Source organism: Aquabacterium sp. G14, assembly GCF_037482285.1.
In the GTDB taxonomy this organism is placed as follows: domain Bacteria; phylum Pseudomonadota; class Gammaproteobacteria; order Burkholderiales; family Burkholderiaceae_C; genus Aquabacterium.
Map to the genome: position 1 here is coordinate 89,553 of NZ_JBBEYB010000001.1, position 25,032 is coordinate 114,584.

23 protein-coding genes are annotated in these 25,032 nt (G+C 67.4%); 18 read left to right on the forward strand and 5 right to left on the reverse strand.

All coding sequences use genetic code 11. The features are described from left to right. Window positions 1–154 precede the first annotated feature (154 nt). The 3 genes from WIT60_RS00450 (at window position 155) to ilvA (ending at window position 3,495) form a co-directional block, all read left to right on the forward strand. Window positions 155–772: an OmpW/AlkL family protein gene (locus WIT60_RS00450; RefSeq protein ID WP_339581990.1), complete on the forward strand. Its 618-nt coding sequence runs from the start codon at window positions 155–157 to the stop codon at window positions 770–772. A 253-nt stretch (window positions 773–1,025) separates the two neighbouring features. Then, entirely contained in the window at window positions 1,026–1,706 is a 681-nt protein-coding gene (locus WIT60_RS00455) for a PEP-CTERM sorting domain-containing protein (RefSeq protein ID WP_339581991.1), read from the forward strand. 175 nt (window positions 1,707–1,881) lie between these two features. Next, window positions 1,882–3,495, forward strand: a complete 1,614-nt coding sequence (gene ilvA, locus WIT60_RS00460) for a threonine ammonia-lyase, biosynthetic (RefSeq protein WP_339581992.1) — start codon at window positions 1,882–1,884, stop codon at window positions 3,493–3,495. Between the two features lie 63 nt (window positions 3,496–3,558). Here ilvA and WIT60_RS00465 read toward each other — a convergent pair whose 3' ends face one another. Further along, on the reverse strand, window positions 3,559–4,122 hold the full coding sequence (locus WIT60_RS00465) for a type II secretion system protein N (RefSeq protein ID WP_339581993.1): 564 nt from the start codon (window positions 4,120–4,122) through the stop codon (window positions 3,559–3,561). 169 nt (window positions 4,123–4,291) lie between these two features. On the opposite strand from WIT60_RS00465, the gene gspG reads away from it, so the two are divergent. The 13 genes from gspG (at window position 4,292) to WIT60_RS00530 (ending at window position 16,937) form a co-directional block, all read left to right on the forward strand. Beyond that, entirely contained in the window at window positions 4,292–4,750 is a 459-nt protein-coding gene (gene gspG, locus WIT60_RS00470) for a type II secretion system major pseudopilin GspG (RefSeq protein ID WP_339581994.1), read from the forward strand. Next, on the forward strand, window positions 4,725–5,240 hold the full coding sequence (locus tag WIT60_RS00475; protein WP_339581995.1) for a pilus assembly FimT family protein: 516 nt from the start codon (window positions 4,725–4,727) through the stop codon (window positions 5,238–5,240). Before gspG ends, WIT60_RS00475 begins: the two co-directional genes overlap by 26 nt. Further along, a complete protein-coding gene (gene gspI / locus WIT60_RS00480; protein ID WP_339582339.1) occupies window positions 5,197–5,619 on the forward strand; it encodes a type II secretion system minor pseudopilin GspI in 423 nt (140 codons plus the stop codon). Before WIT60_RS00475 ends, gspI begins: the two co-directional genes overlap by 44 nt. A gap of 20 nt (window positions 5,620–5,639) precedes the next feature. After that, entirely contained in the window at window positions 5,640–6,293 is a 654-nt protein-coding gene (locus WIT60_RS00485) for a PulJ/GspJ family protein (RefSeq protein ID WP_339581996.1), read from the forward strand. Window positions 6,294–6,304: 11 nt separating this feature from the next. Then, window positions 6,305–7,330: a type II secretion system minor pseudopilin GspK gene (gene gspK, locus WIT60_RS00490; protein WP_339581997.1), complete on the forward strand. Its 1,026-nt coding sequence runs from the start codon at window positions 6,305–6,307 to the stop codon at window positions 7,328–7,330. Between the two features lie 124 nt (window positions 7,331–7,454). Further along, a complete protein-coding gene (gene gspL / locus WIT60_RS00495; RefSeq protein WP_339581998.1) occupies window positions 7,455–8,711 on the forward strand; it encodes a type II secretion system protein GspL in 1,257 nt (418 codons plus the stop codon). Window positions 8,712–8,732: 21 nt separating this feature from the next. Continuing rightward, window positions 8,733–9,245 carry a type II secretion system protein M gene (locus WIT60_RS00500; protein ID WP_339581999.1) on the forward strand — a complete coding sequence of 171 codons (513 nt, stop codon included), beginning with the start codon at window positions 8,733–8,735 and terminating at the stop codon, window positions 9,243–9,245. Between the two features lie 17 nt (window positions 9,246–9,262). Then, window positions 9,263–10,201, forward strand: coding sequence for a type II secretion system protein N (gene gspN / locus WIT60_RS00505; protein ID WP_339582000.1), 939 nt, complete (start codon window positions 9,263–9,265; stop codon window positions 10,199–10,201). A gap of 3 nt (window positions 10,202–10,204) precedes the next feature. Next, on the forward strand, window positions 10,205–12,490 hold the full coding sequence (gspD, locus tag WIT60_RS00510) for a type II secretion system secretin GspD (RefSeq protein WP_339582001.1): 2,286 nt from the start codon (window positions 10,205–10,207) through the stop codon (window positions 12,488–12,490). Window positions 12,491–12,509: 19 nt separating this feature from the next. After that, a complete protein-coding gene (gspE, locus tag WIT60_RS00515; RefSeq protein ID WP_339582002.1) occupies window positions 12,510–13,934 on the forward strand; it encodes a type II secretion system ATPase GspE in 1,425 nt (474 codons plus the stop codon). 9 nt (window positions 13,935–13,943) lie between these two features. Then, a complete protein-coding gene (gspF, locus tag WIT60_RS00520) occupies window positions 13,944–15,164 on the forward strand; it encodes a type II secretion system inner membrane protein GspF (RefSeq protein WP_339582003.1) in 1,221 nt (406 codons plus the stop codon). Between the two features lie 4 nt (window positions 15,165–15,168). Further along, window positions 15,169–16,086, forward strand: a complete 918-nt coding sequence (locus WIT60_RS00525) for a 5'-nucleotidase (protein WP_339582004.1) — start codon at window positions 15,169–15,171, stop codon at window positions 16,084–16,086. Window positions 16,087–16,157: 71 nt separating this feature from the next. Next, the gene (locus WIT60_RS00530) at window positions 16,158–16,937 is read left to right on the forward strand and encodes an EAL domain-containing protein (protein WP_339582005.1); all 780 of its coding nucleotides are present in this window, start codon (window positions 16,158–16,160) and stop codon (window positions 16,935–16,937) included. Between the two features lie 28 nt (window positions 16,938–16,965). Here WIT60_RS00530 and WIT60_RS00535 read toward each other — a convergent pair whose 3' ends face one another. The 3 genes from WIT60_RS00535 to WIT60_RS00545 form a co-directional block, all read right to left on the reverse strand. Then, window positions 16,966–17,577 carry an MOSC domain-containing protein gene (locus tag WIT60_RS00535; protein WP_339582006.1) on the reverse strand — a complete coding sequence of 204 codons (612 nt, stop codon included), beginning with the start codon at window positions 17,575–17,577 and terminating at the stop codon, window positions 16,966–16,968. An 85-nt stretch (window positions 17,578–17,662) separates the two neighbouring features. Continuing rightward, window positions 17,663–19,063, reverse strand: coding sequence for a molybdenum ABC transporter ATP-binding protein (locus WIT60_RS00540; RefSeq protein ID WP_339582007.1), 1,401 nt, complete (start codon window positions 19,061–19,063; stop codon window positions 17,663–17,665). 2 nt (window positions 19,064–19,065) lie between these two features. Further along, on the reverse strand, window positions 19,066–19,872 hold the full coding sequence (locus WIT60_RS00545) for a substrate-binding domain-containing protein (protein ID WP_339582008.1): 807 nt from the start codon (window positions 19,870–19,872) through the stop codon (window positions 19,066–19,068). 279 nt (window positions 19,873–20,151) lie between these two features. Here WIT60_RS00545 and WIT60_RS00550 point away from each other — a divergent pair, with 279 nt between their 5' ends. After that, the gene (locus WIT60_RS00550) at window positions 20,152–22,008 is read left to right on the forward strand and encodes a phosphoenolpyruvate carboxykinase (GTP) (RefSeq protein ID WP_339582009.1); all 1,857 of its coding nucleotides are present in this window, start codon (window positions 20,152–20,154) and stop codon (window positions 22,006–22,008) included. Window positions 22,009–22,097: 89 nt separating this feature from the next. On the opposite strand, the gene WIT60_RS00555 is transcribed toward WIT60_RS00550, so the two are convergent. After that, window positions 22,098–22,763: a TetR/AcrR family transcriptional regulator gene (locus WIT60_RS00555; RefSeq protein ID WP_339582010.1), complete on the reverse strand. Its 666-nt coding sequence runs from the start codon at window positions 22,761–22,763 to the stop codon at window positions 22,098–22,100. Window positions 22,764–22,899: 136 nt separating this feature from the next. Between WIT60_RS00555 and WIT60_RS00560 the strand changes: the two genes are divergently transcribed. After that, window positions 22,900–24,984 carry a neutral/alkaline ceramidase gene (locus WIT60_RS00560; RefSeq protein WP_339582011.1) on the forward strand — a complete coding sequence of 695 codons (2,085 nt, stop codon included), beginning with the start codon at window positions 22,900–22,902 and terminating at the stop codon, window positions 24,982–24,984. The last annotated feature ends 48 nt before the right edge of the window (window positions 24,985–25,032 follow it).

A 25,032-nucleotide genomic window follows, 5' to 3' on the forward strand; every position in this document is an offset into this window, starting at 1 on the left:
CAAACACCCTGAGCTTCTCAGGGTTGTTCCCTGCTTTCGCTGCGCGGACTTGATGTGGCGCAAGTCTGGCGCGGGGTGCACTTGTTGCAATGTGTTCATGGCGGCGCCGGAGATCGGTGTCGCAACGCTTCCCTGTCATCCAAAGGACTGCATCATGAACAAGACCCTCCGCGCTGTGGCCATCGCCGCCCTGTCTGTCGCCGCTCTGACCCCTGCCATGGCGCAGGAAACCCCATGGCAGGTGCGCGTGCGTGCCGTGAATCTGGATCCGGCCAACAAGACCGAGAACGGCCTGCCGCTGGCGGTGAACGCCAAGCTGATCCCCGAAGTGGACATCAGCTACTTCTTCACCCCCAACATCGCGGCCGAACTGATCCTGACCTACCCCCAAAAGCACAACGTCAAGCTGGGTGGTTCGGTGATCGGCAGCGTGCGTCACCTGCCGCCAACCCTGACCGCGCAGTACCACTTCATGCCCAATGACGCGGCCATCCGTCCGTACGTCGGTGCCGGTGTGAACTACACCAACTTCTCCTCCGTGAACCTGCCCAACCTGGGTGCTCCGTTCGGTCAGCTGAACGTCAAGCGCAGCAGCTTCGGCTGGGCGCTGCAAGCTGGTGTCGACATCCCGTTGAACAAGCAGTGGTCCTTGAACGTGGACGTCAAGAAGGTGCAGATCCGTGCTGAAGTGCAGGCACAAGACGGCAGCAAGGTGGACACCCTCAAGGTGGATCCGCTGCTGATCGGCGTGGGCCTCGGCTACCGCTTCTGATACGGCTCATCGCGTGAGCCTCTCGAGGCTCCGCAACCCCACAGGGCTCCCGAGGCTGCGGCCAGGGAGCCTTTTTTGCGGGTGCACGGCGATTTCGGCATCAAATGCTCCCAGGCACGCTCGACGGACCTCCCTCGCATGGGGGGTGTTTAAGGGTGAACGCTAAAGGGCCTTCGAGGGGCTGCTTGCAAGATCAACACATCGGCGGTGAAAGCCGCGTTGTCCACATCTTCACCAATCTTGGGGTGACCTCATGCAAGCACGCTCTGCCATTTTGAAGTCCACTGCTTTGGCCGCCCTGTTGGCGACCGGCCTCTCGGCCGCCCAGGCCGCCAGTTTCACTGCGCCGACCTCGGCTGTGCTGACGCTGAGCACCGACCTGACCAGCCTGCTGGGCGCCGGGACCACCTACACGGCCCTGGGTGATGCCACCTACAACGCCGCGACCCGTACGCTGACCGAGTCCTTCACCTCGGTCAACCTGAGCAACAGCACGGCCGCCGATCTCATCGGCCTGACCGGCGCCACCTCGGGTCTGCGTCTGACCGCATCGGGCACCACCCTCGACATCACCGGCGTCAGCTATGACAACGCGGCCAAGGCACTGAGCGCCGTCCTGTCGGTCAATGGCACCCAGCAGTACAGCGGCGTGTTCCTGACGACCGGCACGGTGACCCTCGGCGAGGCTTTCAGCGCCACGAACGGCACGGGCCTGCTGACCACCGGCAACCTGAACCTGAGCAGCGGCGCCGCTTCCACGCTGGTGTCGGCCTTTGGTCTGCCGTCCTTCTACGCCGGTCTGGCCACGGGCGTGAACTTCGGCAACCTGAAGGTGGATGTGACGGCCGCCGTGCCTGAACCCTCCACCTATGCCCTGATGGGCCTGGGTCTGGTGGGCATGGGTTTCGTCGCGCGTCGCCGCCGCGCTGCCTGAGACACCTCAGTTCTCTGCGTGGGCCCAGCCAGACCCGAGGTTTGGTGAGGTTTTCGGGGGCGCCATCCGTGGCGCCCCACTTTTTTGTGACCGCTGCCCACGCACGCAAGCCGGAACCTGCAGGAGTAGACTGGCGGATTCCATCCCGCATCTGCCCTTTTCCGGAGTCGTTTCCATGTCGACCGCGCGTACCGCCGCTTCGCCCACCCCTCGCCGCACCGCCGCCCAGCTGGCCAAGCCGGCGATCAAGGCCAAGGCCGGACCGCTGACGATTCAGGACTACCTGCAAAAAATCCTCACCAGCCGCGTCTACGACGTGGCGGTGGAAAGTTCGCTCGACCTGGCGCGCAACCTCTCGGCCCGTCTGGGGCACCAGGTTTACCTCAAGCGCGAAGACCAGCAACCGGTGTTCAGCTTCAAGCTGCGCGGGGCCTACAACAAGATGGCCAAGCTCAGCCCGGCCGCCCGTGACAAGGGCGTGATCTGCGCCTCCGCCGGCAACCATGCCCAAGGCGTGGCCCTGGGCGCCCGTCGTCTGGGCTGCCAGGCCACCATCGTGATGCCGGTCACCACGCCGCAGGTCAAGATCGACGCCGTGCGCCGCTTCGGCGGAGACCAGGTGCGCATCGTCCTGCACGGCGAAAGTTACTCCGATGCCGCCCAGCACGCCAAGGTACTGGAAAAGACCGAGGCCCTGACCTTTGTCCATCCTTTTGACGACCCCGAGGTCATCGCCGGCCAAGGCACCGTGGCCATGGAGATCCTCCGCCAGCATGCTGGCCCCATCGACGCGGTGTTCGTGGCCATCGGTGGCGGCGGTCTGATCAGCGGTGTGGCCGCCTACATCAAGGCCGTGCGCCCGGAGATCAAGGTGATCGGTGTGCAGATGAACGATTCCGATGCCATGGTGCGCTCGGTGCAGGCAGGCAAGCGCGTCACGCTGCATGACGTGGGCCTGTTCTCCGATGGCACGGCCGTCAAGCTGGTGGGCGAAGAAACCTTCCGCCTCGCACGCGAGCTGGTCGACGACTACGTGGTTGTCAACACCGACGCCGTCTGCGCCGCCATCAAGGACATTTACGAAGACACCCGCTCCATCGTGGAGCCGGCCGGGGCCATGGGCGTGGCCGCGCTCAAGCAGTACGCGGCCCAGCACGGTGGCGAAGGCCAGACCTACATCGCCATCAACTGCGGCGCCAACATGAACTTCGACCGACTGCGCTTCGTCGCCGAACGTTCGGAGGTGGGAGAAGAGCGGGAGGCGCTGATGGCCGTGACCATTCCCGAAGAGCGCGGCTCTTTCAAGCGCTTCTGCGAGCTGATTGGCCCGCGCAGCGTCACCGAGTTCAACTACCGCATCTCCGACGAGAGCGTGGCCCATGTGTTCGTGGGGCTGAGCACCAAGCGCAAGGGCGAGTCGGCGCAGATTGCCGAACAGTTCGAGGCTCAGGGCTTCCGCACAGTGGACCTGACCGGTGACGAGTTGGCCAAGACGCACATCCGCCACATGGTGGGCGGCCGCTCGGCGCTGGCCGAGGGTGAGCGCCTGTACAGCTTCATCTTCCCGGAGCGCCCAGGTGCCTTGATGACCTTCTTGACCAGCCTGCCACCCGGCTGGAACATCAGCCTGTTCCACTATCGCAACCAGGGCGCTGATTACGGTCGCATCCTGGTGGGCCTGCAGGTGCCCAAGGGCGAGGCCAAGGCCATCAAGCCCTTCCTGTCGGGCCTGGGCTACGCCTACGTGGACGAGACGAACAATCCCGTGTATCGCTTGTTCCTGCGCTGACCGGGTCAGGAGTGGCCCGCCACCGGGCTGCTCGGTCTGAACCGCGTGCCGCGCCCTGTGTCGTCAGTCGTCTGACGGGGGGCTGACGGCGTCGGGCTGCGCCGGCGGGGCCGCCGGGATCATGACGGGTGTGGCGGCGGCCACCGTGGTGCGCACGCCTGTGGGGGGGGGCAGGCTGCCCGTCGCCGGCGGTGGCAAGGTGGGCAAGGCCAGGGTCAAGGCGGCCGGGCCGTCTGCCGGACCGATCTGGGCGCCCGAAGCGTCGACCCGTTGCAGCACCAGGTTGCCATCCACGGTCTGGCCCACACGCACGGCCCGGGCGGGTTGTCCGTCGACCGAGAGCAAGGCGACACCACCCAGGCCCTGGGCATCACCGCCCGCAAACGCCCCTTGCAGCTGGATGCGACCGGCCAGCACCGATTGCGCACCCGGGTCGAGGGTCTGGGGGGAGGAGGCGGCCGGACCGCTCAACAAGCGCCGGAAGTCACCTTTGCTGCCGCTGTCCATCGCCACCGAGACGGCGTTGTCGGGCACAGCCATCGGTGGCGCCAACCAGCGCAGGCCCCAATAGGCCAGGCTCGCCGCAACCGCGGCCCAAATCAGGAGGGCGGACAGACGTGATGACATATAGGGCCATTATGATGGGTCTTCCCCATCCCCTGTGTGACGGGTCAGGCCTTCAAACCTGGGGTTGATCCCACCGTGATGGGCGCCACCTGCCATGCATGCTCGGGGCATGCGGCGTCGGTGCCGTGCGGCGGGCGGGAGCCTTTCTCGGACTGTTTCGGAATTTGTCATGAAGATGTGTGCGCGTATCCCCCAAGGGGTTCGGGCGCTGGCACGGGGCGTGCAGCGCGGTTTCACCCTGATCGAACTGATGGTGGTGTTGGTGATCATCGGTCTGCTGGCGGCCTTGATCGTGCCCAATGTGATGGACCGGGCCGACGACGCCCGTGTCACCGCGGCCCGCACCGACGTGAGCAACCTGATGCAGGCGCTCAAGCTTTACCGCCTGGACAACCAGCGCTATCCCACGGCCGAGCAAGGTCTGCAGGCCCTCGTGACCAAGCCCACCGCCGGTCCCGTCCCCTCGAACTGGAAGCCCTATCTGGAAAAACTGCCCAATGACCCCTGGGGGGCGCAGTACCAGTATGTGAACCCGGGCGTCAAGGGCGCGGTGGACGTGTTCAGTTTCGGTGCCGATGGCCAAAGCGGTGGTGAAGGCCGGGATGCGGACATCGGTTCCTGGCAGTAAGTCGCGCCTCGCTCGCGGTTTCACCTTGCTCGAGCTCATGGTGGTGGTCGCCATGATCGGCGTGGCATCGGCGGTGGTGGCGTTTGCGATCCCTGATCCGTCCAGCACGCGGCTGGAGCGTGAGGCTGCCCGCCTGATTGCCTTGTTGGAGTCGGCGCGCACGCAGGCGCGTGCCGGGGCCATGACGGTGCTGTGGGTGCCGCAGGCCAAGGGGCCCGACGCCGACTTTCAGTTTCTGGGCTTGCCACCGGCCTTGATGCCGCCGCTGCAATGGCTCACGCCCGAGGTGCGGGCCGAGGTGGTGGACGGCGCCAGCATCGTGCTGGGCCCGGAGCCGGTGATTGGGGCGCAAAAAGTGGTGCTGCGCCTGGGTGAGCAGCAGCTGGTGGTGGGGACGCAGGGGCTGGGGCCCTTTCAGGTGCTCACCGGAGAGCCCACCCTGGATGATGTGCCCCTGCTGGAAGGGATGGCCCGTGCCGCCACGCCGTGACCTTTGTGCCGCCGGTGTCTTGCAGGACCGTGGCATGACCCTCATCGAGGTGCTCGTGGCCCTGGCCATCGTCGCCATCACCTTGTCGGCAGGCATCAAGGCCGCTGGTGGGCTCACGCTCAATGCGCAGCGCATGAGTGACCTCGTGCTGGCCCAGTGGTGCGCCGAAAACCAGATCACGGCCTTGAAACTGGGGCAGACCTTTCCGGCGGTGGGCGACAGCGACTTCCGTTGCCAGCACCTCGGCCGGCAACTGCCAGGTCGCATGGCCGTGCGACCGACGCCCAACCCCAACTTCCGACGGGTGGATGCCCAGGTGTTTGACGAGGCGAACCTGCCCATCGTCAAGCTCTCCACCGTCTTGCCGCGTGTCCGATGATGATGCACGCGTGGTGTTCCATGACGGGTTCGAGCCCGGGTCGGGCAGGCCCCCGTCGCCGTCAGGTGGTGCGAGGCTTCACCCTGATCGAGGTGCTGGTTTCGCTGCTGATCCTGTCGGTGCTGGCCGCCTCGGCCTGGAAGGGGCTGGACGCGATCAGCACGGCACGCCAGGTGTCGGACGAGAACCTGCAGCAGACCTTGCGCCTGCAGGCAGTGATGACCCAGTTCGAGACCGATCTGGCCCAGGTGCTCGACACCCAGGTCGTGCAGGGCTTCCAGTTCGACGGTGCGGCCTTGCGCATGACCCGCCGCAGCCCCGCCGGGGTGCAGGTGGTGGTGTGGTCGCTGCGCGAGGGCCGTTGGCAGCGCTGGGCCAGTGCCGAGAGCACGGGCGTGGGGGGCTTGCAGCGGGCCTGGCAGCAGTCACAGCAGCTGCTGGGCCGTGAGCGCGGCACGCTGGTGGCCTTGCGCGGCGTCGCGCAGTGGCAGGTGTTTTGTTTTCGCAATGGGGCGATGAGCAACTGTCAGTCTTCGGGCGATGTGTCGCCAGACGGTGGGCGTGAGCAACTGCCTCAGGCCGTGCGCCTGCAGCTGTCGCTGGGCGAAGGCAGTGGCTTTCAGGGCACGCTCAGCCGTGACCTGATGCTCGCCCCCCAGCCCAATCAGGATTGAGGGCCCCGACCATGCCACGTCCCATGTCCCTGAGCACACGCCGCCCACAGCGGGGGGCGGCCTTGCTGATGGCCATGGTCATCGTCACCCTGGTGGCGACCCTGTCCGCCTCGATGGTGTGGCAGCAGTGGCGCGCCGTGCAGGTTGAAAGCGCCGAGCGCGTGCGCACGCAGGCCACGTGGGTGCTCAGCGGGGCGCTGGACTGGGCGATGCTGATCCTGCGCGAGGACCAGCGCAGCGGGGGGCCCGATCACCTGGGCGAGCCCTGGGCGATCCCGCTGGCCGAGGCGCGCCTGTCCACCTTCCTGGCCTCGGACTCGTCCAACAATGCCAGTGACGAAGGGGGGGCACCCGAGGCCTTCCTGTCCGGGCAGGTGGAAGATGCCACCACGCGCTACAACCTGCGCAATGTGCTGTCGGCCGAGGGGGAGCTGGTGCCCGAGGAGGTGGCGGTGTTGCGTCGCTTGTGCGAGTACGCGGGGCTGTCGCCGGCCCTGGCCGAAGGCATCGCGTCGGCCTGGCGCCGTGCCACCCTGGCCACGCTGGCCGATGACCCGACCATGCTGGAGAAACTCGGTGGCGAGCAGGCCCGCAGCGAGGCGCCCTTGCAGCCCCAGCGCTTCGATGAGCTCACCTGGCTGGGCATGGACGCGGCCACCGTCGAGCGGCTGCGTCCGGTGTTGACCGTGCTGCCGCTGCGCACCAAGGTCAACGTCAACACCGCGTCGCGCGAGGTGCTGGCGGCCGTGGTCGACGGGCTCGACGTGGGCCGGGCGGCACGTCTGGTGCAGGTGCGCCAGCGCAGTCCCTTCAAGAGTCTGGATGAGCTGAACAATGTGCTGGGGGCGGGCAACTGGCGTTTCGAGCGGCTCGCCGTCAACTCCGAGTTCTTCGAGGTGCGGGGGCGTCTGCGCCTGGAGGACAACGTGATCGAGCAGCGCCATCTGGTGCAACGTGTCGGCAACGAGGTCAAGGTGCGGAACCAGTCACGCTTTTCCGGACTCGATCGCTCCGCCGTTTCAGGAGGCACCCCGTGATCAGGGTGTTGCAGCCTGTCTCGTGCAGGTATGAATCCTTAAGGGATGGGCCGGATCGCCCTCCTACAATCACCGAGCACCCGGCTGGGGTGCGGCAGGGAACACAGACATCTGAAGTCCGGGCATGAGCATCCTCATCATTCAATTGCCAGCGCGCCAGCGTTCGAGCGCATCAGCGCCCGAAGCCGCGCCTGCCGCGCCGGGGCCTCAGTCCTACGCCTATGTGCTCAGTGTCGATGGCGAGGCCCTCAGTCGGCAGGGGCGTTGTGAGTTGGCCCAGATGCCGTCGGCCGACAGCGTGGTGGCCGTGCTGGCCCCCACCGATGTGAGCTGGCATCGCCTGACCCTGCCCAAGGCGCCTCAGGCCCGTTTGCGCGCCGCCTTGGCCAGTTTGCTGGAAGAGGTTTTGCTCGACGAGCCCGAGCAGCTGCACCTGGCCGTGGCTCCGCAGGCCAAGGTGGGGCAGCCGACCTGGGTGGCCGTCTGTGACCACACCTGGCTGACCTCGCAGCTGATGGCCATGGAAAAGGCCCAGTTGCGTGTGGACCGCGTGGTGCCGGGCGCTGCGCCGGATGAGCCGGCCACGGTGTTGTTCCACGAGGCTCTGGAGGCGGGCCAGTCCAGTTGGGAGTCGGGGCACGAGGTGCTGGTGACCTGGGCGGGGCCCGATGGGGTGTCGACCTGGCCGCTCGGCGGCAGCCTGTCGCGCGGCCTGCTGCCCGATCCCTTGCCCCCTCAGGCCCGTTTTCTGGCGACCCCTCCCGTGGCGTCCCCCGCAGAGCGCTGGCTGGGCCGCGCCGTGACGGTGCAGACCCCGGCCGAACACATGCTGCTGGCTTCGCGTTCGCTGTGGAACCTGCTGCAATTCGAGCTGGCGCCACGCAGCAAGGGGGCCCATGTCCTGTCCGACCAGTGGCGCCGTTTCATGTCGCCCGCCTGGCGACCGGTGCGCGTGGGGCTGGTGTCTCTGGTCGTGGTGCAGGTGCTCGGGCTCAATTTGTGGGCCTGGCATCAGCAGCACACCCTCAAGGCCCGTCAGATGCAGCGCGTGCAACTGCTCCAGCAGGCGCACCCGCAGGTGCGTGTGGTGCTGGATGCGCCCGTGCAGATGCAACGCGAGACCGACAGCCTGCGCGCGCAAGCCGGTGAGCCCGGTGCCAACGATCTGGAGTCGCTGATGGCCGTGGTGGCCACGGCCTGGCCGCCGGAAACCCCCAGCGCGTCGGTGCGTTATGACGGTCAGGCCCTGACCGTGGCGCCGCCCGCCGGCTGGGGGCCGGGCGAGATCGAACAATTCCGTGTGCAGCTCGGCGCCGCCGGTGTTCAGGTGGACACCGAGGCCGATGGGCAACTGACCTTGCGCCGCGGCCCCCGCAGCTGAAGCACCTTGAAAGTCGTCTGAATGAGTGCTCTGTCCCAACGTGTTCAATCCTTGCGTCAGGCCTGGCAGGCCCAGTGGTCCGGCATGTCGGCCAGCGAACGGCGCCTGGTCACCGTGGCGGCCTGGCTGGCGGGGCTCACCCTCGTGGTCATGGTCGGACTGCGTCCTGCGTGGCGCACCTTGCAGACCGTGCCGGCCCAGATGCAGGCGGTCGAGGCCGAGCTGGTGTTGATGCGTCAGCAAGCCGCCGAAGCGCAAGCGTTGCGCCAGCGCCCGCCCGTGCCGCCCGTGCAGGCCGAGGCCAGCTTGCAGGCGGCCACCAGTCGCCTGGGGGCAGCGGCACGCTTGAGCCGCCAGGGTGATCGCGCGGTGCTGAGTTTCCAGGGGGTCTCCGGTGAGGCCCTGGCGGCCTGGCTGGAAGAGGTGCGCGTGGGGGCGCGTGCGCGACCGCTGGAGGCGGCCTGGCAACGCGGTGCCGATGGCGCCTACCAGGGCTCGGTGACCCTGTCCCTGGGCCTGGGAGGTGCGCAGTGACCTCATTTCAGTCCACCGTGCAAAGCACGATGCAGTTGTGGCGTTTGCGTTGGGCGCGGCGGCCCCGCTGGCTGCTGGGGCCGGAGGCTTACGTCACCCGCAGCTTCGAATCCACCCTGGAGGTGCTGCGCTGGGAGAAGGTGCGCAAAGCCGGTCGACGCTGGGCCTGGGCGGGGGCCGTGATCGGGGGCGTGACGGGGGTGGTGGCCTTTGCGCCGGCCAGCTGGCTGGCCCAGGGCGTCTCACGCCTCACGGGAGAGCGTCTCTTGCTGGCCGACGCGCAGGGCACAATCTGGCAAGGACAGGCGGTGGCGGTGCTGACCGGCGGTCCCGGTAGCCGTGACGTGCGCGCCTTGCCCGGACGCCTGAACTGGACCTTGCGCTGGCAGGACCGTGGTGTGCGGGTGGTGTTGCAGCACGACTGCTGCCTGCCGCAGCCCCTGGCCGTGCAATTGCGCCCTGGCTGGGGCCGAGCCCGGGTGGACATCGGCCTGGTGCCAGTGGACAACCCCAAGGGTTGGCAGGCGGCGGGCACGATCGGGCACTGGCCCGCAGCCTGGTTGAGTGGCCTGGGCACACCGTGGAACACCCTGCAACTCGGCGGGGTGTTGCGCGTGTCGTCCGACACACTGGCCGTCGAATGGGTTGGCGGGCGTGTGCGTGTCAGTGGACAGGCCGATGTCTGGCTGGACAATGTGTCGTCCCGCCTGACCACCTTGGACCGTCTGGGGTCCTACCACCTGGGCCTGCGTGCGGACGAGCAAGGCCTCGTCCAGATGTCGATGCGTACCGTCGACGGCGCGCTGCAGCTGTCGGGCCAGGGCACGATCGGTGCCACGGGCACCCGTTTCCGGGGCGAAGCGCAGGCCAGCGAGGCCGAGCGCGGGGCGCTGGACAATTTGTTGAACATCATCGGCCGCCGCTCGGGCGACCGGTCTGTCATTTCGATCGGATAAGGCATGAAGACCCATCCCCTGCTGACTCGTCCCCGCGCCACGGCGCTGGTCATGGCCCTGGCCCTGGGCTGGGGGCCAGGCGGTTTCCTGACTGTGGGCCAGGCCCTGGCTGCCCCGCAGGCGGGGACCCGGGAGGCGATGGTGACGCTGAACTTCGTCAACGCCGAGATCGAAGGGGTGGCCCGTGCCATGGCCGCCATCCTGGACCGACAGATCCTGGTGGATCCACGTGTCAAGGGCACGATCACGCTCTACAGCGACCAGCCCATGAGCACGCGTGCGGCTTACCAGAACTTCCTGGCAGCCCTGCGCGGCCAGGGGTTCAGCGTGGTGGACGTGGCCGGCCTGCTCAAGGTGGTGCCCGAGGCCGAAGCCAAGTTGCAGACCGGCACGGTGGACGTGGGCGCGGTGCGCCGCTCGGGCGATCAGGTGCTCACCCAGATCTTCCGCCTGCAAAACGAGAACGCCAACAACCTGGTGGCGGTGCTGCGTCCGCTGATCAGTCCGAACAACACCATCAACGCGAACCCGTCGAGCAACACCCTGGTCATCACCGACTACGCCGACAACCTGCGGCGCATCGGCCAGATGATCGCGGCCCTGGATGTGCCCACAGCGTCGGACCTGGAAGCCATTCCGCTGCAGCATGCCGTCGCCGTGGACCTGGCCCCTGTGGTGCAGCGTCTGGCCGATGGCGGAGGTGCGGCGCCGGCCGCACCGGGCGCAGCGGCGGGGACCGGGGGCACGCTGGTGATGGCCGATGCCCGCACCAACACCCTGATGGTCCGGGCCTCTTCGCCCGCGCGCATGACCCTGGTGCGCAACCTGGTGCAGCGCCTTGACCGCCCCGGGAACACCGGCGTGGGTGGCAGCGGCATCCATGTGGTCTACCTCAAGAACGCCGATGCCGTGAAGCTGGCCCAGGTGTTGCGTGCCGCCTACCCAGGGGCCGGTGGCAGCGGCGCCAGTGGCGCAACGGGCGGCACCACGACGTCGACCACCCCGGCGACCCCAGCAACCGGTAACGCCCTGGGTGGGTCCGGCACGGGCAACGCTGCCGGTGCTTCGACCCAGTCCACTTCGCCCGTGGCCGCGTCGGCCCAGCCTTCGACCGGGGGCTTCATTCAGGCCGACCCGAGCACCAACTCCCTGATCATCACGGCCTCCGAGGCGCAGTATCGCCAGCTGCGTGCGGTCATCGATCAGCTTGACGGGCGCCGTGCCCAGATCTACATCGAGGCCATGATCGTCAAGGTGGACGCCGAGAAGGCGGCCAGCCTCGGTGTGCAGTGGGCTGGCGGGGCCGGCAACAGCACGCTGGTGGGCGCCGGCGCGAACTTCACCGGCTTTGGCAAGATCCCGGCCTTGACCGATGTGCTCAGCAGCGCGGCCAACAACGCCGTGCCGGCCATCAACGGCTTCAACGTGGCCTTGGCGCGGCGCCTGAGCGATGGCAGCATCAGCCTGGGGGCTTTGGCCACCTTCCTCCAAACCGAGGCCGGCGGCAACATCCTGTCCACGCCCAATCTGGTCACCCTCGACAACGAAGAGGCCAAGATCGTGGTGGGCGAGAACGTGCCCTTCGTGACGGGTACCTACACCAACACCGGTTCGAGCTCCGGCTCGGTCAACCCCTTCCAGACGGTGGAGCGCAAGGACGTGGGCCTGACCCTGCGCGTGCGGCCACAGGTGGGCGAGGGCGGTGCCGTGCGCCTGACCATCTTCCAGGAAGACGCCAGCGTCAAGAGCGCCACGGCCTCCGCCGCAAACGGCCCGACCACGTCCAAGAGCTCCATCGAGACCTCGGTGGTGGTCGACGATGGCGAGGTGCTGGTGCTCGGCGGGCTGATGAAGGACGAGTACGCCGATGGGCAGTCCAAGGTCCCGCTGTTGGGCGACATCCCCTACCTGGGCAACCTGTTCAAGAGTCAGGAGCGCAGCCGCAAGAAGACCAACCTGATGGTGTTCCTGCGTCCCATCGTGATGCGCAACCAGGATGCGGCCAATGCCCTGACGCTGGACCGCTATGACTACATGCGTCAGCGCCAGCTGGACAGCCAGCCCAAGGAAAGCACCCTGTTGCCGATCAACGAGGCGCCGGTGATGGACCCGCTCAAGCTCAGCACCCGCATGACCTTGCCTTCGACCCAGCAGCCCCTCGACGACCCGGGCAGCCCGGTGACCCAGGTGCTGATGCCCGCGGGATCGGGCTATGGCGCCAAGCTGGCTCCGGTGCCCGAGGCCAAGCCCGGTGGCGCGGTGCCGCCAGCCCCGTCTGTGGCACCGTGAGCCAGGGAGCACGCAAACCATGGGCGCACGCCATCCTCTTCCTTACGCCTTCGCCAAGGCGCACAACCTGCTGCTGGAGCAAGACGGTGAGCGCGCCACGCTGTGGGCCAGCCTGAACGTTTCGCATGCGGCGCTGTCCGAGGTGATGCGCCTGTATGCCGTGCACCGCATCGAACACGATCCGCCTGACACCCTGGCACAGCGCATCGCGGCCGCCTATTCGGGCGGTGAGGGCAGTGCGGCGGCTGTGGTCGGCGAGGTCGAAAGCGCGGTCGACCTGTCTCGCATGCTGCAGGAGTTGCCCGCGGTCGAAGACCTGCTCGAATCGAGCAACGACGCGCCCATCATCCGCATGCTCAATGCGCTGCTGACGCAGGCGACCAAGGACGGGGCGTCGGACATCCACATCGAGCCCTACGAGCGCTCCTCGGCCGTGCGCTTCCGCGTGGACGGCACGCTGCGCGAGGTGGTGCAGCCCAACAAGGCGCTGCATGCTGCGCTGATCTCGCGCCTGAAGATCATGGCCGAGCTCGACATCTCGGAAAAGCGCCTGCCGCAAGACGGCCGCATCTCCTTGCGCATCGGCGGCCGCGCGGTGGACGTGCGGGTGTCCACGCTGCCTTCGGCCCATGGCGAACGCGCTGTGTTGCGGATCCTGGACAAGGGCGACACCAGCAAGTTCACGCTCGAATCGCTGGGCATGAGCGGCGAGTCGCTCGATCGCTTCAAGCGCCTGCTGCGCCAGCCGCACGGCATCGTGCTGGTCACTGGTCCCACCGGCTCGGGCAAGACCACCACGCTGTACGCGGGCCTGAGCACGGTCGATGCGTCCACCACCAATGTGCTGACGGTGGAAGACCCGGTCGAGTACGAGCTGCCCGGCATCGGCCAGACCCAGGTCAACGCCAAGATCGACCTGACCTTTGCCAAAGCCCTGCGCGCCATCCTGCGTCAGGACCCGGACGTCATCATGATCGGTGAAATCCGCGACTTCGAAACCGCGCAGATCGCCGTGCAGGCCTCGCTGACCGGCCACTTGGTGCTGGCCACGCTGCACACCAATGACGCGCCCAGTGCCGTCACCCGCCTCACCGACATGGGCATCGAGCCCTTCCTGCTGTCGTCCTCCTTGCTGGGGGTGCTCGGCCAGCGCCTGGTGCGCAAGTTGTGCCCGCACTGCAAGCGCGAGGATGAGCAGGGCCGCTGGCACCCGGTCGGTTGCACCGAATGCGGCATGAGCGGCTACAAGGGCCGCACCGGGGTGTACGAGCTCATGGTGGCCGACGACGAGATCCGTGGGCTGATCCACGCGCAGGCGGCCGAGTCCCAGTTGTTCGAGGTGGCGCAAAAGGCCGGCATGAAGACCATGCGCGACGACGGTGACCGCCTGGTGGCCGAAGGCGTGACCTCCCTCGAAGAGGTCTTGCGGGTCACCCGCGAATAAGGGCGGGCGATGCCGGCTTTCAAGTTCGAAGCGCTCAACGCCGCGGGCAAGACCGTCAACGGTCTGGTCGAGGCCGACACGCCCAAGGCGGCGCGGGCGCAGCTGCGCGGCCAGCAACTGGTGCCGCTGAAAGTGGAGCCCACGGTGGTGGCCGAGGGGGATGCCGGTGGCTCGGGCCAGTTGTTTGCACGCCGTGTGTTCAACGCCACCGCCCTGGCGATCTGGACGCGCCAGCTCTCGGGCCTGGTCGTCGCCGGCCTGCCGCTGGAGCGGGCCCTGACCGCCCTGGCCGACGAGGCCGAAGACCCGCGCCAGCGCGAGTTGGTCGCTCACCTGCGCGCCGAGGTCAACGCGGGCTCGACCTTTGCGCGGGCGCTGAGCGGTTCGCCCCGCGAGTTCGACGAGGTCTACCGTGGGGTGGTGGCGGCCGGCGAGCAAAGCGGCCAGCTCGGCAATGTGCTGGAGAAGCTCGCCAACGACCTGGAAGAGCAGCAGGCCCTGACCTCCAAGCTCATCGGCGCCACGCTCTACCCTGCCATCGTCTCGGTGTTTGCCGTGGTCATCGTGGTGGCGCTACTGGTGTTCGTGGTGCCGCAGGTGGCCCAGGTGTTTGCCAGCAGCAAACGGGCGCTGCCCATGCTCACCCAGTTCATGCTGGGCTTGAGCGCCTTCATGCGCAACTGGGGGTGGCTGCTGGCGCTGGCGCTGATGGGCGGTGGCACCGGTCTGGTGCTGGCGCGTCGCAACGAGGATTTTCGTGTGCGTTTCGATGCCTTCTGGCTGGGGCTGCCCATCATCGGGCGCCTGGCCAAGGGCTACAACGCCGCGCGCTTTGCCGGCACGCTGGCCATGCTGGCCGGCTCGGGCGTGCCCATCCTCAAGGCCTTGCAGGCCGCCGCCGAAACCCTGTCCAATCGAGCCATGCGCGCTGACGCCATGGACTGTCTGGACCAGGTGCGCGAAGGGGCGCCGCTGGCCTCGGCGCTGGCGGCCAAAAAGCGCTTTCCGGGCCTGCTGGCCATGTTCGCCCGCCTGGGCGAGCAGACCGGGCAGTTGCCGGTGATGTTGCAGCGTGCGGCCAATCAGTTGGGCGCCGAGGTCACGCGCAAGGCGCTGGCCATTGCCACCATCCTGGAGCCGCTGTTGATCGTGGCCATGGGCCTGGTGGTGATGCTCATCGTCATGTCGGTGATGCTGCCCATCATGCAGATGAACACCTGGGTGAAATGACGCGATGGCCGCCTCTCTGAATGGCAAGCTGGTGGTCGCGATCTCTTCGCGCGCCCTGTTCGATTTCGAAGAAGAAAACCAGCTCTTTGAGGGCGCCGATGACCGCGCCTACATGGCCCTGCAACTGGCCAAGGTCGATGAGCCGGCGCGTCCCGGCGTGGCCTTCTCGCTGGTGCGCAAGCTGCTGGCCTTCAACACGCCCGACGCGCAACGCGTCGAGGTCGTCATCCTCTCGCGCAACGATCCGGTCTCGGGCATGCGCGTGTTCCGCTCGGCGCGTCACTATGGCCTGTCGATCGAGCGCGGCGTGTTCACGCGTGGCGAGAGCCCCTGGCGCTACCTGCGCCCCTTGCAGGCACATCTGTTTTTGTCGGCCAATGAGGCCGATGTGCGCTCGGCCCTGGGCGCGGGCGTGCCGGCGGCGCGCGTGCTGCCCCATGCCGCGCGTGCCGGCGAGGCCCATCCCCACGAGGTGCGCATCGCCTTCGACGGCGACGCCGTGCTGTTTTCCGACGAGGCCGAGCAGGTCTACCAACGTGGCGGGCTCGATGCCTTCCAGGCCCATGAGGTCGCGCTGGCCGAGCAGCCCCTGCCTGACGGGCCCTTCAAGCCCTTGCTGCAAGCCCTGCACGCCCTGCAGCAGCACGCAGCCAGCGGCGGCACGAACGGCATGCGCATCCGCACCGCCCTGGTCACGGCGCGCGGGGCCCCGGCGCACGAGCGCGCCATCCGCACCCTGATGGACTGGGGCATCGAGGTGCACGAAGCCTTGTTCCTCGGCGGGCTGCCCAAGGGCGAGTTCCTGCGCGAGTTCGAGCCCGACTTCTTCTTCGACGATCAGACCGGCCACGTGAACAACGCAGCGCCCCACGTGCCGTCGGGCCATGTGGCCGCGGGGGTCACGAACGCCCCCGGCGCTTGACCCTGCGCTGGCTTGTCCTGGCTTTGACGTGGTAAAACTGGGCGCCCCGTTTTGCCCGCCCAGGATGCCGCATGTTTCTGAACGACTTTTTTGCCGACGCCGATGAGGACCTGGTCGGCTGCATCCGTTGCCGCAACGCGAAGCCGCTGCACCTGGCGTTGAAGATGGCCTTCCAGCCCATCGTGGACGTGGACGCCCGCAGCGTGTTCGCCTATGAGGCGCTGGTGCGCGGTGCCAACGGGGCGTCGGCCGCCGAGATCCTGGCGGCCGTGGCCCCGGAGGAGATGTACAGCTTTGACCAGACCTGCCGCGTGCTGGCCATCGACACGGCCCAGCGCCTGGGCATGACGTCTTACCTGTCCATCAACTTCCTGCCCAATGCGGTGTACGAGCCGTCCACCTGCATCCGCCTGACGCTGGCGGCCGCGCGCAAGGTGGGCTTTCCCCCGGACCGCCTGATCTTCGAGCTGACCGAAGGCGAAAAGATCCGCGACCCGGCCCACGCGCTGCGCATCATCAAGGACTATCAGCAGCGGGGTTTCCTCACCGCCATCGACGATTTCGGGGCCGGCTATTCGGGCCTGAACCTGCTGGCCGATTTCCAGCCGCACCTTGTCAAGCTCGACATGGCGCTCACGCGTGACATCGACCGCGACCCGGTGCGCCGCGCCATCGTGGGCGGGGTGATCGGCACCTGCAAGGCCCTGGGCTGCAAGGTCATCGCCGAAGGCATCGAAACCCCGCAAGAACTCGACACCCTGCGTGAGCTGGGCGTGTCAATGTTCCAAGGCTATTTGCTGGCGCGTCCGCAGGTCGAGGCGCTGCCCGAACCCGACTGGCAACACTGCTGACGTCGACTCACGAACGGACCTGATCGCGTCAGTCCATGTGGCGCCGGTTCATCTTGGCCCGGAACAGCTCGCGGATGCTCACCTCGCGCGGGCCGGGGATCAGTTCATAGCTTTCGCCTGCGGCGATCGTGCCGGGCTGGATCACCGACAGGTAAAAGCCGCAGTAGCCCGACTGGGCCATCATCTTGGTCGCCTGTTTGAAGCCCATGATGGCATCGAACTTGAAGCAGGGTCTGCGCGGTTCGCTGACAGCCAGCACGCAGTCGGCAAACTTGAGTTGGTCGCCCACATGGGCGTCGCCTTCCAACAGGCCGGTGAGGGTGAGGTTTTCGCCCAGCATGCCGTGTGGCAGGGGCTCGTTCCAGGCCTGCACCCCCGCTTGGGCGCGCACCGTCTGCCAGAAGGCGTAGTGCTCGTGCGGGTAGGCGTAAACCGCCTTGTTCAGGCCTCCGTGCACTGTCAGATCAGCCTGCTCGTCGCCGGCCAGACCCAATCGCTGCACCGCGATGCGCTGCGGGTCGGCCGGGGTGCTGACCGCGCGCTTGACGATGCCACTGAGGATGCGACGCCCCTCGATGTCAAGCGGCGTGGCCGCAGCGGTGTTGACGGACAGGATCTGGCGCGGCAGCAGCGTGGACATGATCGGGGCGCAATCGGGTGAGGGCGGAAACAGGAACTCAGGTCGGCAGTATGCGCCCGTTCCCTCCGCCCGGGCGGGCGCGCGCTCAATGCCAGGCGGACACGGCCGTCGCCATGGCCTTGAAGCCGACCACGCAGGGCTGACCCGGCTGCCAGTTCATCTGCTGAATGGCCTTGCGGGTCAGCAGGGCCCACACGCTCGGGGGCAGTTGCTCGGCATTGCCGTGCAGTCCGAGTGCCTGGTCCAGTTCGATCCCGACGGCGCCATAGGTGCCGTGCTCGCCGGCCAGCATCACCTGGCTGATGCGGCCATGCAGGCAGTTGAGGCTGCTGGTGTCGGCGGGGGGCTGGCGGTGCAGGCTCAGGTCGCGGGCGCGCAGTTTCAGTCGCACCGTGCTGCCCACCGGATGCAGCATGGCGGGCACGGTGATGCGCTGCCCCCCGACATCGACCTCACTGAGCAGCCAGTTCAGGTCGTGGCGGCGCACCACGCCTTCGAGCACGCTGCCGGCGTCGGTGCCTTCCAGGAAGGTCGAGAGGGAGACGTCCGACAGCACCTGGGCAGCCGGTCCTGCGCTGGCCATGCGGCCTTCGTGCAGCACCAGCACATCATCGGCCAGCCGCACCACTTCGCTCATGCGGGGGCTCACCAGCACCATGGGGATGCGCCAACGGCGCGGGATCTCGCCCAGCAAGGTCAGCAATTCCTCGTGCTCGTGTGCCGGCACCTCGCCCAGCGGGTTGTCGAGCAGCAGAGCCTGTGGCGCGGAGAGCAGGGCCCGACCGAGGGCGACGCGCACACGCTGCGCGGCCGTGAGCTGGGCGGGGCGACGGGAGAGCAGGGGAGACAGGGCCAGCCAGGCGACCACTTGATCGAAGTCGGGGGCGTCGGCGGGTGGGGTGCCGCGCGGCAGGCCGTAGCGCAGGTTGCCACGCACGCTCAGATGGGCGAACAGGTGGGCATGAGCGTCCAGCCAGACCAGGCGGCGCTGGTGCACGGGCAGGTTGATGCGCGCCGAGCCGTCGTACACCGTGTCCTGGCCGATGGCGATGCGCCCTCCGCGTACCGGGATGAGGCCGGCGGTGGCCTGCAGCAGGGCGCTTTGACTGGCGGGTTCACGCCCCACCAGGGCGCAGACGCGGCCGGGTGGCACGCGAAACTGCGCCCGGATGTCGAGCCCAGGTTGCTGCAGACGCAGCTCGACACTGAGGGCCCGGGCCGGGGCGGCCATCGCGCGGTGCCGCGTCAGGCGGGGGGCCGGCAGCTGCAGCGCCAAGGTCCACCAACTGCGCCAACGCGAGGCACCCAGGGTGTGGGCGAGTGGGCGGCTCATGGGGGGCAGGGACTGGGTGCGCTGCCCCATCCACATCAACAGGGCCAGCACCGCCATCAGGCTGGCGGCCACGACGTTGCCGAGCAGGGGCAGGTCGACCTGCCCGTCGGGCAGCGTGGGCAACCACGACCAGGTGCGCAGCCAGGCGTCCATCGTCATCCTCCTCGGGGGCCTTGCCAACCCGGACGGCTGGCTTTGACCGCGTTCTGCGCAAGAGGCCACTGCAGCCATTTCACCAGCAGCTTGGCCCCAGGGTGGCGGGCGTGGAACGCGCAGGCGATCTGGGCTTCCAGCATCAGCTGAGGCCCCCCCGCCAGCCAGACCTTGCGGGGCTCTCCCTGTGGCGGGGTGGCTTGCCACTGTGCGCGGGTCATGAGGCGATAGCTGGGCAAGCGGGCGCCAGTCTGCACGCTGGCCGCCAGACTCAGCAAGGCGCGCAGTTGGCCACCACTGAGCCGATGGGCCAGCGCCTCCAGGGGGGAGTCGGCCTCCAGCGGTTGCCAGCTGGCCACGCCAGCGCGACAGGCGGCCAGCACCTGCTGCAGCGCGCGACCGGCATCGGTCTCGCCCCGGATGCCGGCGACGTCGGTGGCCGGGCCCAACAGCAGCACATCGGTGCGGGCCACCGTCTTGCGGTCGAAGATCAGGCCTTCCTGGTCCAGGCGGTCGGCGCGTGGGTGAGACAAAAACAGGCCAGCGTCGATGGCACCCTGCTCCAGGGCGGTCAGCACCTGTCGGGTGCCCATGGCCTCGAAGCGCGCGGTCCAGCCCAGGTCCTGACGCATGGACGATTGCCAGCGGCCGGTCAGGCCGGTGCTGATCAGCAGGGGGTCGGCGCCGATGCGCGGGCTGTCGGCGCGTGCCGGCACCCGTCCCTGGGCCAGGCTCATCGAAGGCGCCGCCAGCAGGCCCAGGCCGGGCAGGGTGGCGGTGCAGAAGGTGCGGCGGGCGGAGAGAGGCATGGCGGCAGGCGTCGAAGCAGGGCCCTGTGGGGGCGGACAAGCGTGTCAGGATACAAAAAAGCAGAACGACGGGGCACGCTTTGATGGGGGGGTAGGGGTCTGTCCTTGGTCGGGATCAATGACAGGGGGGTGTCAAAAACGGGCGACTTGATTAAAATGGAAGGTTCCCGCTTGGGCTGGGTGTCGAGAGCATTGTGGGTGGCCGTGTGGTGCCCCGGTGTGAAAAAGCCGCGAAGCAGTGCTGTCGAGACCCTGTTTTTTCATTTTCTGGAGTGAGTCATGACTGCTGCAGTACAGGTGAATGCACCTGCCTACGTCAAAAACACCAAGCTGATCGCCTGGGTGGCCGAAATCGCCGCCCTGACCCAGCCCAAGGACATCGTCTGGTGTGACGGTTCGACCGAAGAGTACGACCGCCTGTGCGCCCAGCTCGTGGCCGCCGGCTCCTTCAAGAAGCTCAACCCCGAACTGCGCCCCAATTCTTACCTGGCCTGGACCCACCCGTCCGACGTGGCCCGCGTGGAAGACCGCACCTTCATCTGCGCCGAGCGCAAGGAAGACGCCGGCCCCACCAACAACTGGTGTGAGCCCGCCGAGATGCGCGCCAAGCTGCAAACGGGCGAAAACGCCCTGTTCAAGGGCAGCATGAAGGGCCGCACGATGTACGTGATCCCCTTCTCGATGGGCCCTCTGGGTTCCAACATCGCTCACATCGGCGTCGAACTGTCTGACTCGGCCTATGTGGCTGTCAACATGAAGCTCATGACCCGCATGGGCAAGGGCGTGATCGACGTGCTGGGCACCGACGGCGAGTTCGTGCCTTGCGTGCACACCGTGGGCGCCCCGTTGGCCGAAGGTCAGCAAGACGTGGCCTGGCCTTGCAACCCCGACACCAAGTACATCGTCCACTACCCCTCGACCCGCGAAATCTGGTCTTACGGTTCGGGCTACGGCGGCAACGCGCTGCTGGGCAAGAAGTGCTTCGCGCTGCGCATCGCCTCGACCATGGGCCGCGACCAAGGCTGGCTGGCTGAGCACATGCTGCTCTTGGGCGTGACCAACCCCGAAGGCAAGAAGTACCACGTGGCGGCCGCTTTCCCCTCGGCCTGCGGCAAGACCAACTTCTCCATGCTGATCCCGCCCGAGGGCTACAACGGCTGGAAAGTCACCACCATCGGTGACGACATCGCCTGGATCAAGCCCCATGCCGATGGCAAGCTGTACGCCATCAACCCCGAAGCCGGTTACTTCGGCGTCGCCCCGGGTACCAACACCTTGACGAACTTCAACTGCATGAAGTCGCTGGACCGTGACGTGATTTTCACGAACGTGGCCCTGACCGACGACGGCGACGTGTGGTGGGAGTCGATGACCGACGAGGCCCCAGCGCACCTGATCGACTGGCAAGGCAAGGACTGGACGCCCGCGATTGCCAAGGAAACCGGCGCCAAGGCCGCTCACCCGAACGCCCGCTTCACCGTGGCCGCCACCAACAACCCGGCGCTGGACCCCGAGTGGGACAACCCCGCTGGTGTGCCGATCGACGCCTTCATCTTCGGTGGCCGTCGCTCGACCACCGTGCCGCTGGTGACCGAAGCCCGTGACTGGACCGAAGGCGTCTACATGGCTGCCACCATGGGTTCGGAAACCACCGCTGCCGCTTTCGGCCAGCAAGGCGTGGTGCGCCGTGACCCGTTCGCCATGCTGCCCTTCATGGGCTACAACATGAGCGACTACTTCCAGCACTGGCTGAACCTGGGCGCCAAGCTGCAGGCCGCTGGTCACGCTCTGCCCAAGATCTACTGCGTGAACTGGTTCCGCAAGGGCGCTGACGGCAAGTTCGTGTGGCCTGGCTACAGCGAAAACATGCGCGTGCTGGAGTGGATGGTCGGTCGCCTGGAAGGCAAGGCCAACGGCACCGAGAACGCATTCGGCCTGAGCCCCAACTACGAAGACATCAACTGGAACGGTCTGAACTTCACCAAGGATCAGTTCCAGTCCGTCATCGGTATCGACAAGGCGGCCTGGGAGCAAGAACTCAAGCTGCACGACGAGCTGTTCACCCAGCTGTCGTACAACCTGCCCGCCGAAATGCCCGCCACCAAGGCCAAGCTGGCCCAGCGTCTGGCGGCCTGATCGTTCCCGATCGGTCTGATTCCGGCGCCCTCGTGGCGCCGCGCTCCGAGCCCCGCTGTGCGGGGCTTTTTTTCGTCTGTGGGGGCGCTTCAGCGTGCCGAATCGCGCAGGTCCATCACTTCGCGGGTGATCATGGCGGCGTAGCGTTGGATGACCACCCGGGCGTCCAGATCGGGCTCATCGCTCAGCATCTCCTGCACGGCGTAGCCCATCTCCACGGCCAAACGGGCGAAGGTCTGGACCTGGGTGCGGTCGATGTCAGGGTGCGCGCTCAGGAAGGCCTGCTCGATGAGTTGCGAGACGTGGCGGTGGGAGGCCACCCGCACCTCGTACAAGGCGGGCACCGCGCGCAGGGCCCGCATGATCCAGACCCCACCCGCGAACGCGTCGGTCAGCGCGAGGGTGTCAGCGAAGAGCACCAGCAGCCGTCGCTCGAATTCGGCGGCTGGCGCTGCCAGGGTTTCGGGCGTGGCCCATTGGGCCAGTAAGCTGTTTTGCGCGCCCATCAGGCGCTCCCCCAAGGCGTGTAGCACCGCGTACTTGTTGGGGAAGTAGCGGTACAGCGCGGGTGGGGTGAGCCCGGCGCGCTCGCAGATCAGGTTGGTGGACAGGCGTTCGATGCCGACCTCGGACAGCAGATCGGCCGTGATGGCCAGGATGCGCTCGAAGGTTTCCTGCGCGCGGCCTTGGCGCGGCAGGGTTTTGGTGTCCAGGTCCGGTGCGGACGGACGGGTCGTGGAAAGGGTGCTTGGCATCTTTTGGCCCCGTATCGATGCGGGAATTCTGGCATGGGCCCCGAGCCGGGCTCGTTTCACGGGTAAGTCCCGATGATTGGATAGTAATCACTATCGAACATGACGGCACGTGTTCAACCGATCGGGAGCTGCCGCCATGCCTGTTTGCCTGCCTTTCATGCGTCGTCGTGTGCGTGCCATTGCCACGGCTTGTGCCTTGGCCCTGACGGGCCTCATGGCGGCGCCGGCCTGGGCCGGTGAGTTCCTGATTGGCACGGGGGTGTACGACATCACCGGTCCGGCGGCCGAGACGGGCATGTTCGGCTATGCCGCGCAGCAGGAGGTCAATGGCCTGCACCAGCGTTTGCGGGCCCGTGCCTTCATCATGCAGGGCGCACAGGGCGGCCCGCGTGCGGTGTTCGTGAACGCGGACCTGGGCGCGGCCCACGAGTCCCTGAAGCTCGCCGTCATCCAGCGACTGCAGGCCCGCTATGGCGCGCTGTACCGCCACGACAACGTGATGCTCTCGGCCACCCACACGCATGTGGGCAGTGGTGGCCATGCGCACCACACGCTTTACATCCTGGCGGCGGCCGACAAGAGTGGGGCCGGCTATGACGCCCAGAGCTTCGAGGCGGCGGTGTCGGGCATCGTGGCCGCCATCGAGCGCGCGCACCGCAACCTCGCACCGGGTCGCATCGAACTGGTGGAAGGCAACTTGCTGGGGGCCACGCGCAACCGCTCGCTGCCAGCGTTCCGCGCCAATCCGGATGCGGCCGCGCTGGGGCACGACACCAACAAGACCATGACGGTGCTGAAGTTCCGCAAGGACAATGGGCGTGAGGTTGGCATGCTGAACTGGTACGCGATCCACCCGACCAGCTTCAGCATGAAGTTCACCCATATCAGCGGTGACAACAAGGGCTACGCGTCGCAGTTCTTCGAGCGGCGAAAGGGGGTCAACTACAGTGCCTCCGAGACCTTTGTCGCGGCCTTTGCGAATGCCGATGAGGGCGATGTGGTTCCGACCGATGGCAATGCCTACTCGGCACCGGGCTACGAGGGCTCGCCCAACGAGTACGCCAATGCCGAGGCGGCGGGCCAGCGCCAGCTCCACAAGGCCTGGGAGCTGTACACCACGCCCGGTCGCATCCTGCCCGGGGTGGTGGACCTGCGCCACCAGTGGGTGACAATGCCCGGCCTGGCCGTGGCGCCCGCCTACAGTCAGCCCGGTGGCGCGGTGCTGTGCACGGCGGCCCGAGGGGTGTCGTTCGCTGCCGGTGGTGAGAACGGCCCGTCCAACATCCCCGGCATCACCGAGGGCATGACCACGTCGAGCGCCCAACTGGGCACGGCCCTGCAGACCTTTGCGAGCTCGCCGCTGGGTGGCCTGGTGCAGACGGCGTTCTTCGGCATCTCGTCGGTGGTCAGTGACCCTTGCCAGTCGCCCAAGCCCACCCTGTTGCCCACCGGGGCCCTGGACTGGGTGCCGTCGGTGCTGCCCATCCAGGTGATCCAGGTCGGCGCACTGGCCATCGTCGGGCTGCCCTTCGAGCCGACGACGATGGTCGGGCATCGCTTGCGCGCCCAGGTGCGCCAGCAACTGGCCGCCAAGGGGGTGGACACGGTGGTGGTGGCGGGCCTGTCCAACAGCTATGCCGGCTACCTGACCACCCGCGAAGAGTTCGAGATGCAGCACTATGAAGGCGCCTCCAACGAGTTTGGGCCCTGGGCGCTCGGCGCCGTCCAGCAGACCGTGGCGCACCTGACGCAGGCCATGGTCAGTGGCGCAGCCGTGGAGCCAGGTCTGCCGCCGCGTGACCGGACCTCGGCGCTGCGCCTGACGCGACCGGGCGTGGCCTTCGATGACAAGCCGCTGAGAGAGAGCTTTGGCAAGGTGCTGCAGGACGCCCTGCCGGCCTATCAGGCGGGTCAGGTGGTGAAGGCGAGCTTCCGCAGCGGCCATCCCAAGAACCACCTCCAGACCCAGGACAGCTTCCTGCGGGTCGAGCGCTGGCAGGACGGGCAATGGGTGGCCGTGGCCCAGGACTGGGACTGGGAGACCAGCTACCAGTGGCGCCGTGAGGGGATCGCCTATTCGGTGGTGGATGTGGTGTGGCGCATCCCTGCTGGCACGCCCGTCGGCAGCTACCGCTTGCGTCACGACGGGCATTGGAAGAACGGCTGGACGGGGGCGATCAACCCCTACACGGGCGTGAGCCGCGCCTTCCGTGTGGACTGAGAGGCAGGAGTGCGTTGGTGAAGTCTTGGTGTACCGCGCGGGGGCATC

Excerpts from the sequence above, each read along its gene's own strand:
- WIT60_RS00530 (WP_339582005.1), top strand. The coding sequence starts at position 16,158 with ATGTTTCTGAACGACTTTTTTGCCGACGCCGATGAGGACCTGGTCGGC.
- WIT60_RS00450 (WP_339581990.1), top strand. The coding sequence starts at position 155 with ATGAACAAGACCCTCCGCGCTGTGGCCATCGCCGCCCTGTCTGTCGCC.
- WIT60_RS00555 (WP_339582010.1), bottom strand. The coding sequence starts at position 22,763 with ATGCCAAGCACCCTTTCCACGACCCGTCCGTCCGCACCGGACCTGGAC.
- gspE (WP_339582002.1), top strand. The coding sequence starts at position 12,510 with ATGGGCGCACGCCATCCTCTTCCTTACGCCTTCGCCAAGGCGCACAAC.
- WIT60_RS00545 (WP_339582008.1), bottom strand. The coding sequence starts at position 19,872 with ATGCCTCTCTCCGCCCGCCGCACCTTCTGCACCGCCACCCTGCCCGGC.
- WIT60_RS00550 (WP_339582009.1), top strand. The coding sequence starts at position 20,152 with ATGACTGCTGCAGTACAGGTGAATGCACCTGCCTACGTCAAAAACACC.
- WIT60_RS00455 (WP_339581991.1), top strand. The coding sequence starts at position 1,026 with ATGCAAGCACGCTCTGCCATTTTGAAGTCCACTGCTTTGGCCGCCCTG.
- gspG (WP_339581994.1), top strand. The coding sequence starts at position 4,292 with ATGAAGATGTGTGCGCGTATCCCCCAAGGGGTTCGGGCGCTGGCACGG.
- gspF (WP_339582003.1), top strand. The coding sequence starts at position 13,944 with ATGCCGGCTTTCAAGTTCGAAGCGCTCAACGCCGCGGGCAAGACCGTC.
- ilvA (WP_339581992.1), top strand. The coding sequence starts at position 1,882 with ATGTCGACCGCGCGTACCGCCGCTTCGCCCACCCCTCGCCGCACCGCC.
- WIT60_RS00525 (WP_339582004.1), top strand. The coding sequence starts at position 15,169 with ATGGCCGCCTCTCTGAATGGCAAGCTGGTGGTCGCGATCTCTTCGCGC.
- gspK (WP_339581997.1), top strand. The coding sequence starts at position 6,305 with ATGCCACGTCCCATGTCCCTGAGCACACGCCGCCCACAGCGGGGGGCG.
- WIT60_RS00535 (WP_339582006.1), bottom strand. The coding sequence starts at position 17,577 with ATGTCCACGCTGCTGCCGCGCCAGATCCTGTCCGTCAACACCGCTGCG.
- WIT60_RS00500 (WP_339581999.1), top strand. The coding sequence starts at position 8,733 with ATGAGTGCTCTGTCCCAACGTGTTCAATCCTTGCGTCAGGCCTGGCAG.
- WIT60_RS00485 (WP_339581996.1), top strand. The coding sequence starts at position 5,640 with ATGACGGGTTCGAGCCCGGGTCGGGCAGGCCCCCGTCGCCGTCAGGTG.
- gspL (WP_339581998.1), top strand. The coding sequence starts at position 7,455 with ATGAGCATCCTCATCATTCAATTGCCAGCGCGCCAGCGTTCGAGCGCA.
- WIT60_RS00540 (WP_339582007.1), bottom strand. The coding sequence starts at position 19,063 with ATGGACGCCTGGCTGCGCACCTGGTCGTGGTTGCCCACGCTGCCCGAC.
- gspD (WP_339582001.1), top strand. The coding sequence starts at position 10,205 with ATGAAGACCCATCCCCTGCTGACTCGTCCCCGCGCCACGGCGCTGGTC.
- WIT60_RS00560 (WP_339582011.1), top strand. The coding sequence starts at position 22,900 with ATGCCTGTTTGCCTGCCTTTCATGCGTCGTCGTGTGCGTGCCATTGCC.
- WIT60_RS00465 (WP_339581993.1), bottom strand. The coding sequence starts at position 4,122 with ATGTCATCACGTCTGTCCGCCCTCCTGATTTGGGCCGCGGTTGCGGCG.
- WIT60_RS00475 (WP_339581995.1), top strand. The coding sequence starts at position 4,725 with ATGCGGACATCGGTTCCTGGCAGTAAGTCGCGCCTCGCTCGCGGTTTC.
- gspI (WP_339582339.1), top strand. The coding sequence starts at position 5,197 with ATGTGCCCCTGCTGGAAGGGATGGCCCGTGCCGCCACGCCGTGACCTT.